Raw genomic sequence first — 16374 nt, 5'->3', positions numbered from 1 at the left:
CGCGGCAATCGCCGGCCGCGGCTCGCCGGGCGTCAGGTTTCCGGCCGCGACGGTGATCGGGTACGGTCCTTGGCGGAGTGCCGGGAAGCCTGGTCGGCGTGTGTGTTCGCCGTGCCGACCGACAGGACCCGCATGACCCCGCTGCCGTGCTTCGCACCGCACTCCTCGACCGACATCGTCGCGCGAGGGTTCGACCCACAGCTCATGCCGGCCTGGCCGCAGCGGCTCGCCACGCGCGGCCGGCGGCTGCTGCGCCGCGCATCCGGACCGGACGGATCCGGTCCGCCGACGGAAGGGACCACCGCGTGAAGGCCCGTGACCTGGCCGCCGACTTCCCGGCGGTACGGCTCGACACTGCTGCCCTGGAGGCGGCCCGGCTGCTGGCGGGGCAGGACCTGCCCGGGCTGATCGTAGTCGACGAGCGCGGCTACCCGTTCACGATCCTGGCCGGGACACAGGTGCTGCGGATGGCGATCCCGCAGTACTGCCAGGACGACCCGGCGCTGGCCCGGGTGGTCGACGAGCCGGCGGCGGATCTGCTGCTGCGCGAGCTCGGCGACCGTACCGTCGCGCAGGCGCTGCCGCCGGACAAGCGTGAGCTCGCCGTTGTCGCCCCGGACGCGACGGTGCTGGAGATCGCGGCGGTGATGGCCCGCACCCGCACCCCGCTCGTCGCCGTGGTGGACCGGGACCGGCGGATGCTCGGGGCGATCACCCTCGACGCGCTGCTGGACCGGATGCTGGCCGCGTGAGCGTCACCGCCTGGATCGCGGTCGCGATCTTCGTCGCCGCCTACGTGCTCATCGCCACCGAGAAGATCCACCGGGTCACCGCCGCGCTCGGCGGCGCGGTGCTCATGCTGCTCGTCGGCGCCACCAACGGCGAGCACGCGTTCTTCTCCGCCACCGCCGGCATCGACTGGAACGTGCTGTTCCTGCTGCTGGGCATGATGCTCATCGTCGCGGTGCTCAAACGCACCGGCGCGTTCGAGTACCTGGCGATCTGGGCCGTCAAGCGTGCCCGCGGCCGGCCCTTCCCGGTGATGGTCATCCTCGTCACCGTCACCGCGGTCGCCTCGGCGATGCTCGACAACGTCACAACCGTGCTGCTCATCGCTCCGGTGACGTTCCTGGTCTGCCAGCGCCTCGCCGTCCCGGCCGCCCCGTACCTCATCGCCGAGGCGATGGCCAGCAACATCGGCGGCACCGCCACCCTGGTCGGCGACCCGCCGAACATCATCATCGGCAGCCGGGCCGGCCTGTCGTACAACGACTTCCTCAACCATCTCGCGCCGCTCATCGCCGTTCTCGTCGTCGTGTTCATCGGCCTGTGCCGGGTGCTGTTCCGCTCCGCGTTCCACGCCGACCCCGAGCGGGCCACGGCCGTGGCGCACCTGCGCGAGCGCGACGCGATCCGCGACCCCCGCCTGCTCGTCCTCAGTCTCGCCGTCCTCACCCTCGTCACCGCCGCGTTCGTGCTGCACCCGATCGTCCACCTGGAGCCCGCCGTCGTCGCGATCGCGGGCGGCCTGGCGCTGCTGGCGTTCTCCCGGCTGGACGCCGGCGAGGTCGTCCAGGACGTGGAGTGGCCGACCCTCGCCTTCTTCGCCGGTCTCTTCGTCATGGTCGGCGCCCTCGTGCACACCGGCACGATCGGCGCGCTGTCGCGCACGGTCGCCGCCGCGGTGGCCGGCGAGCCGCAGGTGGCCGTGATGGGGATGCTGTGGGGCTCCGCCGCGCTGTCCGCGATCGTCGACAACATCCCGTACGTGGCCACCATGAGCCCGATCGTCGCCGACCTCACCGCCGCCGACGGCGGCGCCGGCGGCCCGCACGTGCTGTGGTGGGCCCTCGCCCTCGGCGCGGACCTCGGCGGCAACGCCACCGCCGTCGGTGCCTCGGCCAACGTCGTCATCCTCGGCCTGGCCGAACGGGCCGGCCAGCGCATCAGCTTCTGGCAGTTCACCAGGTACGGCCTCGTCGCGGCCGCCGTCACCGTCAGCGTCTCGGCGCTGTACCTGTGGCTGCGCTACATCGCCCTGGCCTGAACGGCACCGGCCCGCGAGCCCGGTGCCGGCCTGCGCCGGACGCGCAGCAGCACGGTCGCACCGGCCGCCGAGACGCAGGAGGCGAGCAGGACCGCCAGCCGGGCATGGTCGTCGGCGGCGCTGCCGGCGCCGAACGCGAGCTCGGCGATGAGCAGCGCCACGGTGAACCCGATCCCGGACAGCACCCCGGCCGCGGCCAGGTCCCGCCGGGTGAGGCCCGCAGGGCGCCCGGACCCGGTCACGCGCCCCGCCAGCCAGGTCGCGGCCAGCACCCCGACCGGCTTGCCGACGGCCAGGCCGGCCAGCACACCGAGCGTGACCGGGTCTCGCAGCGCCGCCGCGAACGACGTGGCGCCGGCCAGCGGTACCCCCGCGGCGAAAAACGCGAAGACCGGCACGGCGAGCCCGGCCGACACGGGCCGCCACCGGTGCTCCAGCCGGGCCGCGGGGTCGGCCCCGCCGGTCCGGTCCACCGGCACCGCGAACGCCAGCAGCACCCCGGCCACCGTCGCGTGGACCCCGGACGCGTGCACCAGCAGCCACACGGCCACCGCGAGCGGCCCCAGCAGCCACCGGGTCCCGCGGCCGCCGCGGCGCACCAGCCAGGCGAACGCAGCCAGCGGTACGGCCGCGGCCAGCAGCGGCAGCACCGCCAGGCCGGTCGTGTAGAACACGGCGATGACGAGGATCGCCAGCAGGTCGTCGACCACGGCCAGGGTCAGCAGGAACGTCCGCAGCGCCGGCGGCACGCGGGGACCGGCGACGGCCAGCACCGCCAGCGCGAACGCGATGTCGGTCGCCGTGGGCACCGCCCACCCGCGCAGGTCACCCGCCGCCGAAGCGTTGACGGCGACGAAGAGCAGCGCCGGCACGAGCATGCCGCCGACGGCCGCGGCCACCGGCACCACCGCCCGCCGGGGGTCACGGAGGTCCCCGGCGACGAGCTCGCGCTTGAGCTCCAGCCCGGCGACGAAGAAGAACACCGCCAGCAGGCCGTCCGCCGCCCACGCGGCCAGGGTCAGATCCAGGTGCCAGGCCGCCGGCCCGACGCGCAGGCCGCCGAAACGGGCGTAACCGGCCGCCCACGGCGAGTTCGCCCAGCCGAGCGCGACCGCGGCGGCGACGAGCAGCAGCAGCCCACCGGCGGTCTCGGTGCGCAGGATCTCGGCGAGGCGGCGGGACTGCGCCCGTCGCGCGGACATGCCGGTCATGGGTCTCCTCGGGGTCGGTCGGCACCAACACGCCGACCAGACTTCCCGGCACACCGCCCACGAGCCTACGTGAACCCGGCTTCATCCGCCACGGGCACCCTCCGGCGGGCGGCCGTCACCCCGGAGGGGTCATCGCCCGGTCGCCGGGCCGTACGAGGCCCGTCTCATACGCCAGGATGACGGCGTGCACGCGGTCGCGCAGCTCCAGCTTGGCGAGGATCCGCTTGACGTGGGTCTTGACCGTCGACTCCTCGACCACGAGCGCGCTGGCGATCTCCACATTGGACAGTCCGTGGGCGATGAGGGTGAGGACCTCGCGTTCGCGGGGCGTCAGGTGCCGCAGCCGGCGGGCCGAGCGGGCGTCGGGCGCGGCCTGGCCGGCGAGCTGCTCGATGACGGTCCGGGCGACCTGGGGCGCCAGCAGGCTGTCGCCCTCGGCGACGACGTGGATGCCGGCGATGAGCTGCTCGGGCTCGATGCGTTTGAGGACGAAGCCGGCGGCGCCGGCGCGCAGCGCGCCCAGCACGTAGTCGTCGTCCTCGAACGTGGTGAGCACGAGGATGCGCACCCGCGGCGCCGCGGCGACGATCCGGCGGGTGGCCTCGATCCCGTCCACGTTCGGCATGCGGATGTCCATCAGCACGACGTCCGGGTCGAGCGCCGTCGCGCGCTCGACGGCCTCGGCGCCGTCGGCGGCCTCCCCCACGATCCGGATGGTCTCATCGGTGGAGAGCACGGCGCACAGACCGGCCCGCATCAGGTGGTCGTCGTCGACAACGAGGACGCGCACGCTCATGCAACCTCCGCTTCGCTTCGCTCATGCGTGGGGAAGGACGGCCGAGAGCTGGAACGTGCCGTCCGCGGCGCCGGCGTGGAGGGTGCCGCCCAGCAGCGTGGCCCGCTCGCGCATGCCGACGATGCCGTGCCCGCCCCGGTCGCCGCCCCGGGCGGCCCGCGCCGGCGTCGGGTTCGTCACGTCGATCTCCACCCGGTCCGGGCGGAACCGGACGGCGACCGCGGCGCTGCCGGTGCCGTGCCGCGCCGCGTTGGTCAGCGCCTCCTGCATGATGCGGTAGGCCGCCCAGGCGACGCTGCGCGGCAGCGGTGCCGCCCGCGCCGGCAGCTCGGCGGCGACGCTCAGCCCGTGCGCGCGGTATCGCCGGATCAGGTCGTCCAGCGCACCCGGATCGGCGGGAATGGGCTCATGGTCACGCTCGTCGCGCAGTGCCCGGACCATCCGGTCGATGTCGGCGACGGTGTCGCGGGCCACCGACTCGATGATGCCGATCGCCTCCCGCGTGCGGCCCGGATCGCGGTGCTGCAGCAGCCGGGCGGCGCCGGCCTGAACCAGGATCACGTTGATCGCGTGGCCCGCCGAGTCGTGCAGCTCCCGCGCGATCCGGGTGCGTTCGTCGGCGGCGGCGAGCCGGCGCTCGCGCTCCGCGTCGGCCTGCACCCGGCGGGCGTGCTCCTGCGCCTCGGCCAGCCGCAGCACGCGCAGCCGGCTGCGGTCCCCGGCGACCCAGAGCCCGGCGAAGACGGCCGCCCAGGAGAGCAGCTCGGTGGAGATGTCCCACACGCGCACCCCGCTCGAGGCGTACGCCAGCGCCACCGCGGGCACGAACGCGTTGACCGCGACGAGCGCCAGCGCCCGCGGCCCCGCCGGCGCGCCGCTGTACGCCAGGGCGAGCGCATACCCGGCGGCCGCCGTCGCCACCGGCGCGTCCAGCGGGTAACCCAGATGCAGCAGCGCCAGGGCGGCCGCGGCGCTGACGGTGTACGCCACCGCCGGTGCCCGGCGCCGGACGGCGAGCGGCGCCGCGGAGGCCACGGCGAGCACGACGCCGAGCGCGTCCAGGTGCCGGGCGTCCGGGCCGGGAGTGCCGAAGCCGCGGGCGGCGAGGATGGCCAGGGTCGCCGCCAGGGCCACGCCGGCGATCACGGCGTCGATCACGGCGTCGGCCGCCGCCCGCCGGGCCTGGGTGTCCACCATGACCCCAGCGTAGACGGGCCGTGAGCAGTGCGGATCCGGCCGCGGGAGGATCGCGCGTCCCCCCACGGGGGTACGGTGGCTTGATACCACGGGGTGTTACGGTGCGGCGGCCGTCCGCCATAGCGTCCGGCACATGTTCGAACGGACAGCTGGATGGGCGTACCGGCGACGCTGGTGGGCGCTGGCCGCATGGGTGCTCGTGCTCGGCGCGGTCACGGCCGCCGCGCAGGTCGTCGGCGCCCGATACCACAACGACTTCTCCCTGCCCGGTACCGAGTCGCAGCAGGCCCTGGACACGTTGCGGCGCCAGGCACCGGCGCAGGCGGGCGCCACCGTCCAGGTCGTGCTGCGCGCACCGGCGGGGCTGGCCGGGGCGCCGGAGCGGGGCCGCGTCGAGCCGATGCTCGACCGGCTCGCCGCGCTGCCGCACGTGGCCGACGTGCGCAGCCCGTACCAGACGCAGGGCGCCGTCTCCACGGACGGCACGATCGGCTACGCCACGGTGACCCTGGACGGCCAGTCGCAGGACGTGCCGGCCGGGGACGTACGCCGGATCATCGACACCGCGCGCGCGGCGGCCGGCGACGGACTGCAGGTGGAGCTCGGCGGCGACGCCGTCCGCGGGGCCGACGAGTCCGGCGGCGGCGCCTCGGAGGGTGCCGGGCTGCTCGCCGCCCTGGTCATCCTCGTGCTGATGTTCGGGTCGCTGCTGGCCGCGAGCCTGCCGATCATCATCGCGGTGTTCGCCGTCGGTGGCGCGATCGGCCTGGTCGTGGCGGCCACGCACGTGGCCAGCGTGGCGGACTTCACGACGCCGCTGATGATCCTGGTCGGACTGGGCGTCGGCATCGACTACGCGCTGCTGGTGTTCTCGCGCTTCCGCGCCGAGCTGGTCGCCGGGCTGGCCCGCGAGGACGCGGTACGCCGGGCCTTGGACACCGCTGGCCGGACGGTGTTCTTCGCCGGCTGCACGGTGATCATCGCGCTGCTCGGCCTGGTGGTGCTCGGACTCGGCTCGCTGCAGGGCGTGGCGGTCGCGGTGGCGCTGACCGTGCTCGTCACCATGCTCGCGGCGCTCACGCTGCTGCCGGCCCTGCTCGCCGTGTTCGGCGGCCGCATCGAACGGGCGGTACGCCGCCGCGCGGACCGGGTGGCCCGGCGAGCGGGCGGCGAGCGGCCCGAGGGGCGCGGATGGCGGCGCTGGTCGGCCGCGGTCCAGCGCCGCCCCGTGCTCGCCGCCGTCCTGCCCGTCGCGGCGCTGCTGGCGCTCAACGCCCCGCTGCTGGACCTGCGGCTGGGCTTCGCCGACGCGGGCACCGACGCGCCGGCCACCACCAGCCGCAAGGCGTACGACCTGCTCAGCGAGGGCTTCGGTCCGGGGTTCAACGGACCGCTGATCATCGTCGTCGACGGCGACGAGCGGGCCGCCGCCGAGGCGCAGCGGGCCGTGGACGCGGCCGACGGGGTCGCCACCGCCGTGGCCGGCGGCGCCGGTACCGTCATCGTCTTCCCCGATCAGGGACCGCAGTCGCGGCAGACCACCGACCTGGTGCAGCGGTTGCGGACCGACGTCCTGCCCCCGGTCGCCGCCCGAACCGGGGCCACGTTCCTGGTCGGCGGCGGCACGGCGGCCGTGGTCGACTTCGCCGGCGCGGTCGCCGCGCGGCTGCCGGCGTTCATCGGGGTGGTGGTCGGCGTCTCCGCCCTGCTGCTGCTCGTGGTGTTCCGCTCGGTGCTGATCCCGCTGAAGGCCGCGGCGCTCAACCTGCTCAGCGTCGGCGCCGCGCTCGGCGTACTGACCCTGGTCTTCCAGCACGGCGCGCTGGGCGAGCAGCCCGGGCCGGTCGAGGCGTACGTGCCGGTCATGATCTTCGCGATCGTCTTCGGGCTGTCGATGGACTACGAGGTCTTCCTGCTCGCCCGCATGCACGAGGCCTGGCGCCGCCGGCCCGACCCCGCCGCCGCGATCACCGAGGGGCTGGCCACGACCGGCCGGGTGGTGACCGCCGCGGCCGCCATCATGGTCGTCGTCTTCGCCGCCTTCCTGCTCAGCCCGGACCGGATGCTGCGCCAGTTCGGCCTCGGGCTGGCCACGGCGGTGCTGCTCGACGCGGTGGTCATCCGCTGCCTGATCCTGCCCGCCGTCATGCGCCTGTTCGGCCGCTGGGCGTGGTGGCTGCCCGCGCCGCTGGCCCGCCGCCTGCCGGCGCTCGCCCTGGAACACGAGTGAGGAGCCCAGAAATGCAGCAGTCGACACCGTACGGCAACATCGCCCTCGCCCTCGGCATCGCGTCCGTGCCGGCGCTGTTCGTCTCCTTCTTCGGTCCGCTGCTGGCCGTTGCGGCGATCGCCACCGGCGCGCTCGCGATGACCCGCGACCGGGCCCGGTCCGGGCGCGCCGTCGTCGGCATCGTGCTGGCCGCGGTCGCCCTGACCGGCGCCGTCCTGCTCGTCATCCGCCCCGACAGCTGACCGGCCGCTCCCCCGGCGCGACGCGCGCTGTCGGTGCGCCCGCGCGCACTGGCATCGGACGCCGCCGCACCAGCCGCACACCCGAAGTGACCTTCGCAGCTGGTACGGCGGCGTCATCCGCGCCAACGGCCTCGACTGAGGCCCCGTGCCCCCGCCGCTCAGCCCGCGGCCGGGCCGAACCACCGGGAAAGCCGGGCGAGCAGATCCTGCTGGTCGTCGCCGACCCACGCGACGTGTCCGTCCGGCCGCAGCAGCACCGCCGGGGCGTCCAGCTCCTCGCTGACGTCCACGGCGTGGTCGACCCGGTCCGCCCAGCCCGCGGCCGAGAGCCGGCCGGTCTGGTCGAGCAGCAGCCCGCGGCCGGCGCGCAGCAACTCGTACAGGCGGCCGTCCTTGAGCCGCACGTCCCGCAGCCGCCGGCCAAGCAGCGCGGGCCCCTCGCCGAGGTCGTAGCGGACGCCGATCGCCGTGATCTTCTCGACCAGGTGCCGGTTCACCTCGTCGAAGTCCATCACTTCCGACATCAGCCGGCGCACCGCCAGCGGCCCCGGGTCGGTGGACATCAGCAGCATCTGCGCGCGGGTGTTGTTGAGCACGTCGCCGGCGACCGGGCGCCGTTCGGTCTCGTAGCTGTCCAGCAGCCCCGCCGGCGCCCACCCGCCAACCGCGGCGGCGAGCTTCCAGCCGAGGTTGAACGCGTCCTGGATGCCGAGGTTGAGCCCCTGCCCGCCGGCCGGCGGGTGGACGTGCGCGGCGTCGCCGGCCAGCAGCACCCGGCCGACCCGGTACCGCTCGGCGAGCCGCGTGGCGTCGCCGAACCGCGACAGCCAGCGCGGCGAGTGCACGCCGAAGTCCGTGCCGGCGTACGCCCGCAGCTGGCCCCGGAACTCCTCCAGCGTCGGCGCGACCGCGCGGTCCTCGGCGACTCCGTCGGCGGGCACGACGACGCGGTACACCCCGTCGCCGACCGGCCCGAGGCCGAACCGCTTCTGCGTCTTGCGGACCTCGGCCACGACGGCGGCCACCGTCTCCGGCGCCACGCCCGCCTCCATCTCCCCCAGCAGCGTCTCGGCCTGGGCCGGCTCGCCGGGGAAGCCGACGCCGAGCAGCTTGCGCACGGTGCTGCGCCCGCCGTCGCACCCGACGAGGTACCGCGCCCGCAGCCGCGCCCCGCCGGCCAGCTCCACGCTCACCCCGTCGTCGTCCTGGCTGAGCCCGACGACCTCGCAGGAGCGCCGGATCTCGGCGCCGAGCTCGCCGGCCCACTCGGCCAGCAGCCGGTCGGTGACGGTCTGCGGGATGCCGAGCACGTAGCCGTGCGCGGTGTCCAGCCGCTCCGGCGCGGGCTTGTCGATCCCGGCGAAGAACCCGCCCACCGGGTGCTGCTTGCCGTTGGCGAGGAACCGGTCGAGCAGGCCGCGCTGATCCATGATCTCGATGCTGCGCACGTGCAGCCCGAGCGACCGGACCACCGGGATCGGCCCCGCCTCCTTCTCCAGCACGACGACCCGCACCCCGCGCAGCCGCAACTCACCGGCGAGCATCATGCCCGTCGGCCCACCACCGGCCACGATCACATCAATCACGAAGAGTCCCCCACGAATCGGCGTTTTCCCGGCAGAAGCCGGCCCCGGCCGACGATTCTGCACCCCGACCCGGGCCTTGCCACAAGACCATGGGCCTGGTATACGTTGGGGATGGCGAGGAGCGAAGCTCTCCTTGCCTTTTCGTTTGTCAGCACCCGCCCGCGACGCGCAGCGCTGCGTCCAGTTGCCGTAGCAGCTGCGCCGGGCGGCCGCCGCCGGTCGGGGCGTTCGGGTAGCGGGTCAGGACGCTCACCACGACCGGGCTCGCCAGGCCGGTCGCCCGCTCGAGGCAGGCGGTGCCGGCGGCGCGGTCGTCGCCGGCGTCGAGTTCGGCCGCGCGGGCCGCGTGGGCGGCCGAGCCGAGGATGTGCCAGACCTGGGTGGCCTTGGCCAGCGGGTGCAGGTACGCGGCCGCCGCCGCGTGGCCGGCGGCCCGCGCCGCGTCGGCGGCGGCCGGTCGACCCAGCTCCTGGGCCGTCCGCGCCGCCCGGTGCGCCGCCAGGGCGGTCACCCGCAGCGCCTTCGTCCGGTCGCCCCCGGCCGCGAAGCCGCGGGCCTCGTCCAGCGCGGCCCGTGCGCGCGGGTCGTCGGGGCAGTCGCGTTCGAAGATCGCCAGGGTGGGCTCCGCGCAGGCCACGGCGAAGCCCGCGACCTCACGCAGTTCAGCCAGGCTGAGCTCGATCATGCCATCGACCGTATCGCTGAACCGCCGGTTGAAACTTGGTCCGCGACGTCAGCGGAGAACGTACGGCCGACCCTCAAGACGAGGGTGGGGCGGGGCCTGCAGCACCGCCCCGCCCGCCCGATCAGCCCATCGCCGTCAGCAGGTCACGGCAGGCCGCCTCCCCCTCGGCGCAGGCCGCGGCGCACAGGCGGCAGTGCTCGTGCATGTCCGCGTGGCGGGCGCATTCGTCGCCGCTGCTGCGGCACGCCGTCGCGCAGGCGACCAGCAGCGCGCGGCTGACCGTGGCGTCGTAGCCGGTGCGCCGGGACAGCACGCGCGCCGTCGCGGCGCAGATGTCCGCGCAGTCGAGGTCGGTGCGGATGCACTTGGTCAGCTCGGAGACGGTGTCCTCGCTCAGGCACGCGTCGGCGCAGGCCGTGCACGCCTCGGCGCACGCCACGAGGGTGTCGATCGTCGCGGCGAGCCTGGCCCGGTCCAGGTTGATCGGCTGTGGGTACGTCTCCAGCATCGGCAGGGTCGTGGCCGTCATCGAGTTCCCCCTTCAGGTCGTGTCGGCTCGGCGCTACCCGCCTGGCGCACGTTCATGCGGCTGATCGGCGGGCGCCTGAACCGCGCTCGCTTCGCACCAGGGCCGCAACACAGCATCGCCCGGAGCTGCCGAACTGATCAGCGTCACCCGAACGTCCCAGCGCAGAGGAGTACCAGTGGTAAGCAGCCGGCTCACCCGGGGCTACCTCGCCGCGGCCGTGGTGGTGCTGCTCGGGTTCCTCGCCGTCCCCGACGGCAGCCTGGCTCAGGCGCTGTGGCAGGTCGGGGCCGGCTGGCTCGGCGCCGCGGCCCTCGTCGTCGGCGTCCGGCGGCACCGGCCCGCAGCGCCCGCGGCCTGGTGGCTCATCGCGGCCGGCGTCGCCGGCAACGCGAGCGGGATCGGCGTGGAGACGATCCTGACCCGCAGCCAGGCCGAGCCCGGGTTCCCGTCGTGGGCCGACGCCGCCTACCTGTCGCTGTACCCGTTCGCCGCGGCCGGCCTGCTCCTGCTCATCCGCCGGCGCACCCCGCGGCGCGACTGGCCCACCCTCGTCGACGCCGGCACGCTGACCACCGGCATCGGGCTGCTCGCCTGGATCTTCATGGTGAAGCCGGCCGCCGCCGACCCCGACATCGGCCTGCTCGGCCACCTGGTGAGCGTCGCCTACCCGGTCGGCGACCTCCTGCTGGTCGTCATGATGGTCCGCCTCCTGCTCGACGGCGCCGCCGGCAGCACCGCGTTCCGGATGCTGTGCACCGCCCTGGCCGCGTTCCTCGGCGGCGACACCGCCTGGGCCGTCGTCAACGCGATGCACTGGCAGCCCGGCCCGTTCGCCCACACGGTCCTCGCCGACGTGTTCCTGGTCGGGTACCTCGCCTTCGGCGCCGCGGCCCTGAACCCGGACGTGCGCACCCTCGCCCGCCCGGCCCCGCCGCGGCCGACCCGGCCCAGCCGCCGGATGCTGGCCGTGCTCACCGCGACCTCGCTGGTCGCCCCGGGACTGCTGTTCGCCGAGGCGCTGACCGGCCGGATCGACGACGCGATGGCCATCGCCATCGGCTGCGTCGCGCTGTTCCTGCTCGTCGTGGCCCGCATGTCGCAGGTGCTGACCCAGCTCGACCTGCAGTCGCGCATGGTCCGCGAGTTCGCCGTCACCGACGAGTTGACCGGGCTGCCGAACCGCCGGGCGTGGACCGCCGAGCTGCCCCGGGCCCTCGAACGCGCCCGCCGCGGCCGGGTGCCCCTCACCGTCGCGCTCCTCGACCTCGACCACTTCAAGGGCTTCAACGACACCCACGGCCACCCGGCCGGCGACCGGCTGCTCAAGGAGGCCGCCGCAGCCTGGCGCGGCTGCCTGCGCGCGGCCGACCTGCTGGCCCGCTACGGCGGCGAGGAGTTCATCGTCCTGCTGCCGGACGCGACCCCCGGCGAGGCCCGGCGCATCCTGGACCGGATGCGCGCGGCGACGCCGCACGAGCAGACGTTCTCGGCCGGGGTCGCCACCCTCGCCGCCGGTGAGGGCTCCGACGAGCTCGTCGCCCGCGCCGACGAGGCCCTCTACGCCGCCAAACGCGCCGGTCGCAACCGGGTCACGCTCGCCGCGGACTCCGGTGCGCTCGCCGCCTGAGCCGCGGAACCGGACGGGTCAATGCTCGCCGTGCACGTCGTCGAAGACCGGGCGGGTGGAGCGGATGCGGGGCAGGCGGGTGAAGTTGTGCCGGGGCGGCGGGCAGCTCGTGGCCCACTCCAGGGAGTTGGTGTAGCCCCACGGGTCGTTGACCTCGACGATGCGGCCGAAGCGCCAGGACGACCAGAGGTTGTACAGCAGCGGCAGCATCGACACGCCGAGGATGAACGCGCCGATGCTGGAGATGGTGTTCCACGTCGTGAACCCGTCGGTGGGCAGGTAGTCGGCGTAGCGGCGGGGCATGCCGCGGGTGCCGAGCCAGTGCTGCACCAGGAACGTGGTGTGGAACCCGACGAACGTCAGCCAGAAGTGGATCTTGCCGAGGCGCTCGTTGAGCATGCGGCCGGTGAACTTCGGGAACCAGAAGTACACGCCGGCGAACGCGGCGAAGACGATCGTGCCGAACAGCACGTAGTGCATGTGGGCGACGACGAAGTAGGTGTCGCTGACGTGGAAGTCCATCGGCGGCGAGGCGAGCAGGACCCCGGACAGGCCGCCGAACAGGAACGTCACCAGGAAGCCCAGCGACCACAGCATGGGCGTCTGGAACGTCAGCTGGCCGCGCCACATGCTGCCGATCCAGTTGAAGAACTTGATGCCGGTCGGGACGGCGATGAGGTACGACAGGAACGAGAAGAACGGCAGCAGCACCTGCCCGGTGACGAACATGTGGTGCGCCCAGACGCTCATCGACAGCAGGGCGATCGCGATCGTGGCGCCGACCAGTCCCTTGTAGCCGAAGACGGGGCGGCGGGAGAAGACCGGCAGGATCTCGGTGACGATGCCGAAGAACGGCAGCGCCACGATGTACACCTCGGGGTGGCCGAAGAACCAGAACAGGTGCTGCCACAGCATCGCCCCGCCGACGGAGGCGTCGAAGACGTGCGCGCCCAGCTTGCGGTCGGCCTCCAGGACCAGCAGCACGGCGGTGAGGACCGGGAACGCCAGGAGGATCATCACCGCGGTGACGAGGATGTTCCAGGTCAGGATCGGCATCCGGAACATGGTCATGCCGGGCGCGCGCAGCGTGATCACGGTGGTGATCATGTTGACGGCGCCGATCACCGTGCCGGCACCGGAGACGGCCAGGCCCATGGCCCACAGGTCGCCGCCGATGCCCGGGGACTGGGTGTGGCTGTTGAGCGGCGCGTAGGCGAACCAGCCGAAGTCGGCGGCGCCGTCCGGCGTGGCGAAACCGCCGATGGTGACCAGGCCGCCGGTGAGGTACAGCCAGTACGCGAGGGCGTTGAGCCGCGGGAAGGCGACGTCGGCGGAGCCGATCTGCAGCGGCACCAGGAAGTTGCCGAAGCCGAACAGCAACGGGGTGGCGAACAGCAGCAGCATGATCGTGCCGTGCATGGTGAACAGCTGGTTGTACTGCTCGGTGGACATCAACTGCAGCCCGGGGCGCATGAGCTCGGCCCGCATGAGCATGGCCAGAATGCCGCCGATGATGAAGAACCCGAACGACGTCACGAGGTACATGAGGCCGATCTGCTTGGCGTCGGTGGTCGACAGCAGCTCCACGAGGCGGTTGCCGGGCGTGGTGCGCCGCAGCGGGCCCGGCAGCCGCGGCGTGTGCACCGGGTCGACGGGCACGACCGCGCGGTCACTCATCGACGGCCTCCTTCTCCTTCCGCTCGATGGCCGGCCGCACGCCCCGCTCGATCGGGACCATGAAGCCCTTCGGGGCCGGCGGGAGCGCGCCGAGGCGCTTCATGCGTTTCGGAACCACCCATCCGGTGTACGGCAGCGGCAGCTCCCGCTCGGGGGCGAGGGGCTGCTCGATCCCGCGGTACTCCCCGTCGGGCATGCGGACGACCAGGCCGGTCTCCACGCCATGGGCGAGGCGCTTGCGGTCCTGCTGCTGGAAGCCCAGGCACAGCCGGCGGGCGAGGTAGAACGCCAGCGGCGGCAGCAGCACGGCGCCGATGCGGCCGGCCCAGACCATGGCGTCGAGGCTGATGCTGAATTTGTAGGCGATGAGGTCGTTGGCCGCCGACACCACCATGACCAGGAAGAAGGTGCCCGCCATGGCGGCGACCGCGGTGCGGGTCGGGGCGTCGCGGGGGCGCTGCAGCAGATTGTGGTACCCCTGGCCGCGGTGCCGCCACGAGCTGCCGAACGGGTACCCCACGGCGAGCAGCGTCAGCACGCCGGGCAGCACGACGCCGGGCCAGAACACCGGGGACAGCGTGTAGCCGAACGCGCGCAGCTCCCACGGCGGCATGAGCCGCAGGGCGCCGTCGAGGAACATGACGTACCAGTCGGGCTGGCTGGCCGAGGAGACGACCGCGGCCTGGTAGGGGCCGAACAGCCACAGCGGGTTGATCTGCACCAGGCCGCCGAGCGCGGCGAGGACCGCGGACAGCATGATCGCCAGGCCGGTCGAGCGGCCGGCGAACCCGGGCACCATCCGCTCGCCGACCACGTTGCCGTTCGTGTGCCCGGGCCGGGGCCACTGGGTGTGCTTCTGCTTGACGATGAGGCCCAGGTGCACGCTGATGAGCGCGACCAGGGCGCCCGGCACGAGCAGGACGTGGACGATGTAGAGGCGCCCGACGATCACCTCACCGGGGAACTCGCCGCCGAACAGCGCGGTCGACACCCACGTACCGATGATCGGCAGGGACTGCACGATGCTCGCGGCGATGCGCAGGCCGGTGCCGGACAGCCCGTCGTCGGGCAGCGAGTAGCCGGCGAAGCCCTCGATGAAGCCCAGCCAGAACATGATGATGCCGATGACCCAGTTCATCTCGCGCGGCTTGCGGAACGCGCCGGTGAGGAAGATCCGGGCCATGTGCACGACGATCGCGGCCATGAACAGGTTCGCGGCCCAGTGATGGATCTGGCGCAGGAACAGGCCGCCGCGGATGTCGAAGCTGATGCGCAGCGTCGAGTCGTAGGCGGCGGACATCGGCATCCCGCGCAACGGGGTGTACGAGCCGTCGTAGATGACCTCGCGCATCGACGGGTCGAAGAACAGCGACAGCACGGTGCCGGTCAGCACGAGCATGACGAACGAGTACAGCGCCAGCTCACCCAGCATGAACGACCAGTGGTCGGGGAACACCTTGTTGACCATCCCCCGCAGCGGCGTGGCCGCCTGGAACCGCTCGTCCAGGGCCAGGGCCGCCCGCGTCGACCGGGCCGCGCGCGCCTTCCTCACCGCGACTCCTGGCTGCCGGCGTAGAACTCCAGGGCGAGACCCGTGATGGCGATCAGGGCCGCCAGCACGCCGGCGCCGAGCAGCCACCACTGGCTGACCGCGAGACCGACCGCCGCGGCCGCCACGGACACCGCGATGCCCGCGGGCCAGAAGCCGGGCGGCGCGAAGAACCCGATGGTCCCCGCCCCGTCGGCGATCACCGCCCCCGGCCGGTCCTCGGGCCGCGGCGGGATGCGCCGGGCGACCAGCCAGAAGTACACCGTGCACAGCAGGCCCATGAGGCCGGACACGCCGAGCGCGAGCGTGCCCGCATACTCGGGGCGGCCCTCGATGCCGGTCCACACGAAGTACACGATGGCCGCCACGAACATGAACGCGGTGATCGCGCCGAACACCTTGGCCTCAGTGCGCATCCACGTCGCCCCCGCGGACGGCCCGGACCCACGACAGCCCGTACCGGCGGCCGCGGCGCACCTGCCGCCACGTCGCCGCCACCTCGTCGACGACGAACAACGGCACGCTGAGCGATATGGCGGCCGAGACGAGACACAGGGTGCAGAACGCCATGATGGCGAACGCCTGCAGCGCGACCAGGCCCAGCGCGGCCACCGCCATCGCGGCGGCGAGGAGCCCGAGCAGCAGCACCAGCCACGGCCGGCGCCGCCACCGGGTGACGCCGCCGGACAGCTCCAGCACCAGCTCGGCCAGGTAGGCGGCGGCACCGACCGCGGCGTCGCGCACCGGCAGGGACCGCGAGAACGCCGAGTCCAGCACCCGGACGCTGCCGTCCCCGAACCACGGCTCCCACACCGACGGCACCAGCCGGTACTGGAAGAAGGCCAGCTGCAGCGACACCACCAGCCCGCAGAACGCGAGTACGACGACCGCGGCCCGTCGCGGCCAGGCCGAGGGCCCCTCGAAAGCCCACCCGATGAAGTCCCAGCCGGCCAATACCATGCACGATCCTTCCCGCCGACGCGTCCGGGCAGGCGGCT

Annotated in this window: 16 protein-coding genes; 6 read left to right on the top strand and 10 right to left on the bottom strand. The window is 73.8% G+C overall.

Annotated elements, in window-relative coordinates; genetic code table 11:
• Nucleotides 1-132: 132 nt before the first annotated feature.
• The 3 genes from ACQPY0_RS28335 to ACQPY0_RS28325 are packed head-to-tail and all read left to right on the top strand — an operon-like array spanning nt 133 to nt 2047.
• The gene (locus ACQPY0_RS28335) at nt 133-309 is read left to right on the top strand and encodes a hypothetical protein (RefSeq protein WP_432994514.1); all 177 of its coding nucleotides are present in this window, start codon (nt 133-135) and stop codon (nt 307-309) included.
• Entirely contained in the window at nt 306-752 is a 447-nt protein-coding gene (locus ACQPY0_RS28330; RefSeq protein WP_432994512.1) for a CBS domain-containing protein, read from the top strand. The genes ACQPY0_RS28335 and ACQPY0_RS28330 overlap by 4 nt, the downstream gene beginning before the upstream one ends.
• Nucleotides 749-2047, top strand: coding sequence for an ArsB/NhaD family transporter (locus tag ACQPY0_RS28325; protein WP_432994510.1), 1299 nt, complete (start codon nt 749-751; stop codon nt 2045-2047). Before ACQPY0_RS28330 ends, ACQPY0_RS28325 begins: the two co-directional genes overlap by 4 nt.
• On the opposite strand, the gene nhaA is transcribed toward ACQPY0_RS28325, so the two are convergent.
• From nhaA to ACQPY0_RS28310, 3 genes are all read right to left on the bottom strand, one after another.
• Nucleotides 2029-3258, bottom strand: coding sequence for a Na+/H+ antiporter NhaA (nhaA, locus tag ACQPY0_RS28320; RefSeq protein ID WP_432994508.1), 1230 nt, complete (start codon nt 3256-3258; stop codon nt 2029-2031). The genes ACQPY0_RS28325 and nhaA overlap by 19 nt on opposite strands.
• A 115-nt stretch (nt 3259-3373) precedes the next feature.
• A complete protein-coding gene (locus tag ACQPY0_RS28315; protein ID WP_432994506.1) occupies nt 3374-4054 on the bottom strand; it encodes a response regulator in 681 nt (226 codons plus the stop codon).
• Nucleotides 4055-4075: 21 nt separating this feature from the next.
• Entirely contained in the window at nt 4076-5251 is a 1176-nt protein-coding gene (locus ACQPY0_RS28310; RefSeq protein WP_432994504.1) for a sensor histidine kinase, read from the bottom strand.
• 133 nt (nt 5252-5384) lie between these two features.
• Here ACQPY0_RS28310 and ACQPY0_RS28305 point away from each other — a divergent pair, with 133 nt between their 5' ends.
• Both ACQPY0_RS28305 and ACQPY0_RS28300 read left to right on the top strand, forming a co-directional pair.
• Nucleotides 5385-7481, top strand: coding sequence for an MMPL family transporter (locus ACQPY0_RS28305; protein ID WP_432994502.1), 2097 nt, complete (start codon nt 5385-5387; stop codon nt 7479-7481).
• Between the two features lie 11 nt (nt 7482-7492).
• On the top strand, nt 7493-7723 hold the full coding sequence (locus ACQPY0_RS28300) for a hypothetical protein (protein WP_432994500.1): 231 nt from the start codon (nt 7493-7495) through the stop codon (nt 7721-7723).
• Between the two features lie 158 nt (nt 7724-7881).
• Here the strand turns inward: ACQPY0_RS28300 and rox are convergent, their stop codons facing one another.
• From rox to ACQPY0_RS28285, 3 genes are all read right to left on the bottom strand, one after another.
• On the bottom strand, nt 7882-9309 hold the full coding sequence (gene rox / locus ACQPY0_RS28295; protein ID WP_432994498.1) for a rifampin monooxygenase: 1428 nt from the start codon (nt 9307-9309) through the stop codon (nt 7882-7884).
• Nucleotides 9310-9457: 148 nt separating this feature from the next.
• On the bottom strand, nt 9458-9994 hold the full coding sequence (locus tag ACQPY0_RS28290) for a putative immunity protein (protein ID WP_432994496.1): 537 nt from the start codon (nt 9992-9994) through the stop codon (nt 9458-9460).
• Between the two features lie 121 nt (nt 9995-10115).
• Nucleotides 10116-10523: a four-helix bundle copper-binding protein gene (locus ACQPY0_RS28285; RefSeq protein ID WP_432994494.1), complete on the bottom strand. Its 408-nt coding sequence runs from the start codon at nt 10521-10523 to the stop codon at nt 10116-10118.
• A 175-nt stretch (nt 10524-10698) separates the two neighbouring features.
• Between ACQPY0_RS28285 and ACQPY0_RS28280 the strand changes: the two genes are divergently transcribed.
• A complete protein-coding gene (locus ACQPY0_RS28280; RefSeq protein ID WP_432994492.1) occupies nt 10699-12150 on the top strand; it encodes a diguanylate cyclase in 1452 nt (483 codons plus the stop codon).
• An 18-nt stretch (nt 12151-12168) separates the two neighbouring features.
• On the opposite strand, the gene ctaD is transcribed toward ACQPY0_RS28280, so the two are convergent.
• The 4 genes from ctaD to ACQPY0_RS28260 are packed head-to-tail and all read right to left on the bottom strand — an operon-like array spanning nt 12169 to nt 16336.
• Nucleotides 12169-13827, bottom strand: a complete 1659-nt coding sequence (gene ctaD / locus ACQPY0_RS28275) for an aa3-type cytochrome oxidase subunit I (RefSeq protein ID WP_432994490.1) — start codon at nt 13825-13827, stop codon at nt 12169-12171.
• Nucleotides 13820-15379, bottom strand: coding sequence for a cytochrome bc1 complex cytochrome b subunit (gene qcrB / locus ACQPY0_RS28270; protein ID WP_432994488.1), 1560 nt, complete (start codon nt 15377-15379; stop codon nt 13820-13822). The genes ctaD and qcrB overlap by 8 nt, the downstream gene beginning before the upstream one ends.
• The gene (gene ctaF, locus ACQPY0_RS28265) at nt 15376-15792 is read right to left on the bottom strand and encodes an aa3-type cytochrome oxidase subunit IV (RefSeq protein WP_432994486.1); all 417 of its coding nucleotides are present in this window, start codon (nt 15790-15792) and stop codon (nt 15376-15378) included. Before ctaF ends, qcrB begins: the two co-directional genes overlap by 4 nt.
• On the bottom strand, nt 15782-16336 hold the full coding sequence (locus ACQPY0_RS28260) for a vitamin K epoxide reductase family protein (protein WP_432994484.1): 555 nt from the start codon (nt 16334-16336) through the stop codon (nt 15782-15784). The genes ctaF and ACQPY0_RS28260 overlap by 11 nt, the downstream gene beginning before the upstream one ends.
• Between the last annotated feature and the right edge of the window lie 38 nt (nt 16337-16374).

It is taken from the genome of Dactylosporangium sp. CA-233914, assembly GCF_050942935.1.
Taxonomy (GTDB): Bacteria; Actinomycetota; Actinomycetes; order Mycobacteriales; family Micromonosporaceae; genus Dactylosporangium.
Note: the sequence above shows the minus strand (reverse complement) of the source record. Positions and strands in the feature narration are given on the sequence as shown.

Coding starts and splice junctions, on each gene's coding strand:
- ACQPY0_RS28335 (WP_432994514.1), top strand. CDS start 133: ATGACCCCGCTGCCGTGCTTCGCACCGCACTCCTCGACCGACATCGTC.
- nhaA (WP_432994508.1), bottom strand. CDS start 3,258: ATGACCGGCATGTCCGCGCGACGGGCGCAGTCCCGCCGCCTCGCCGAG.
- ACQPY0_RS28315 (WP_432994506.1), bottom strand. CDS start 4,054: ATGAGCGTGCGCGTCCTCGTTGTCGACGACGACCACCTGATGCGGGCC.
- ACQPY0_RS28310 (WP_432994504.1), bottom strand. CDS start 5,251: ATGGTGGACACCCAGGCCCGGCGGGCGGCGGCCGACGCCGTGATCGAC.
- ACQPY0_RS28305 (WP_432994502.1), top strand. CDS start 5,385: ATGTTCGAACGGACAGCTGGATGGGCGTACCGGCGACGCTGGTGGGCG.
- ACQPY0_RS28300 (WP_432994500.1), top strand. CDS start 7,493: ATGCAGCAGTCGACACCGTACGGCAACATCGCCCTCGCCCTCGGCATC.
- ACQPY0_RS28290 (WP_432994496.1), bottom strand. CDS start 9,994: ATGATCGAGCTCAGCCTGGCTGAACTGCGTGAGGTCGCGGGCTTCGCC.
- ACQPY0_RS28285 (WP_432994494.1), bottom strand. CDS start 10,523: ATGACGGCCACGACCCTGCCGATGCTGGAGACGTACCCACAGCCGATC.
- ctaD (WP_432994490.1), bottom strand. CDS start 13,827: ATGAGTGACCGCGCGGTCGTGCCCGTCGACCCGGTGCACACGCCGCGG.
- ctaF (WP_432994486.1), bottom strand. CDS start 15,792: ATGCGCACTGAGGCCAAGGTGTTCGGCGCGATCACCGCGTTCATGTTC.
- ACQPY0_RS28260 (WP_432994484.1), bottom strand. CDS start 16,336: ATGGTATTGGCCGGCTGGGACTTCATCGGGTGGGCTTTCGAGGGGCCC.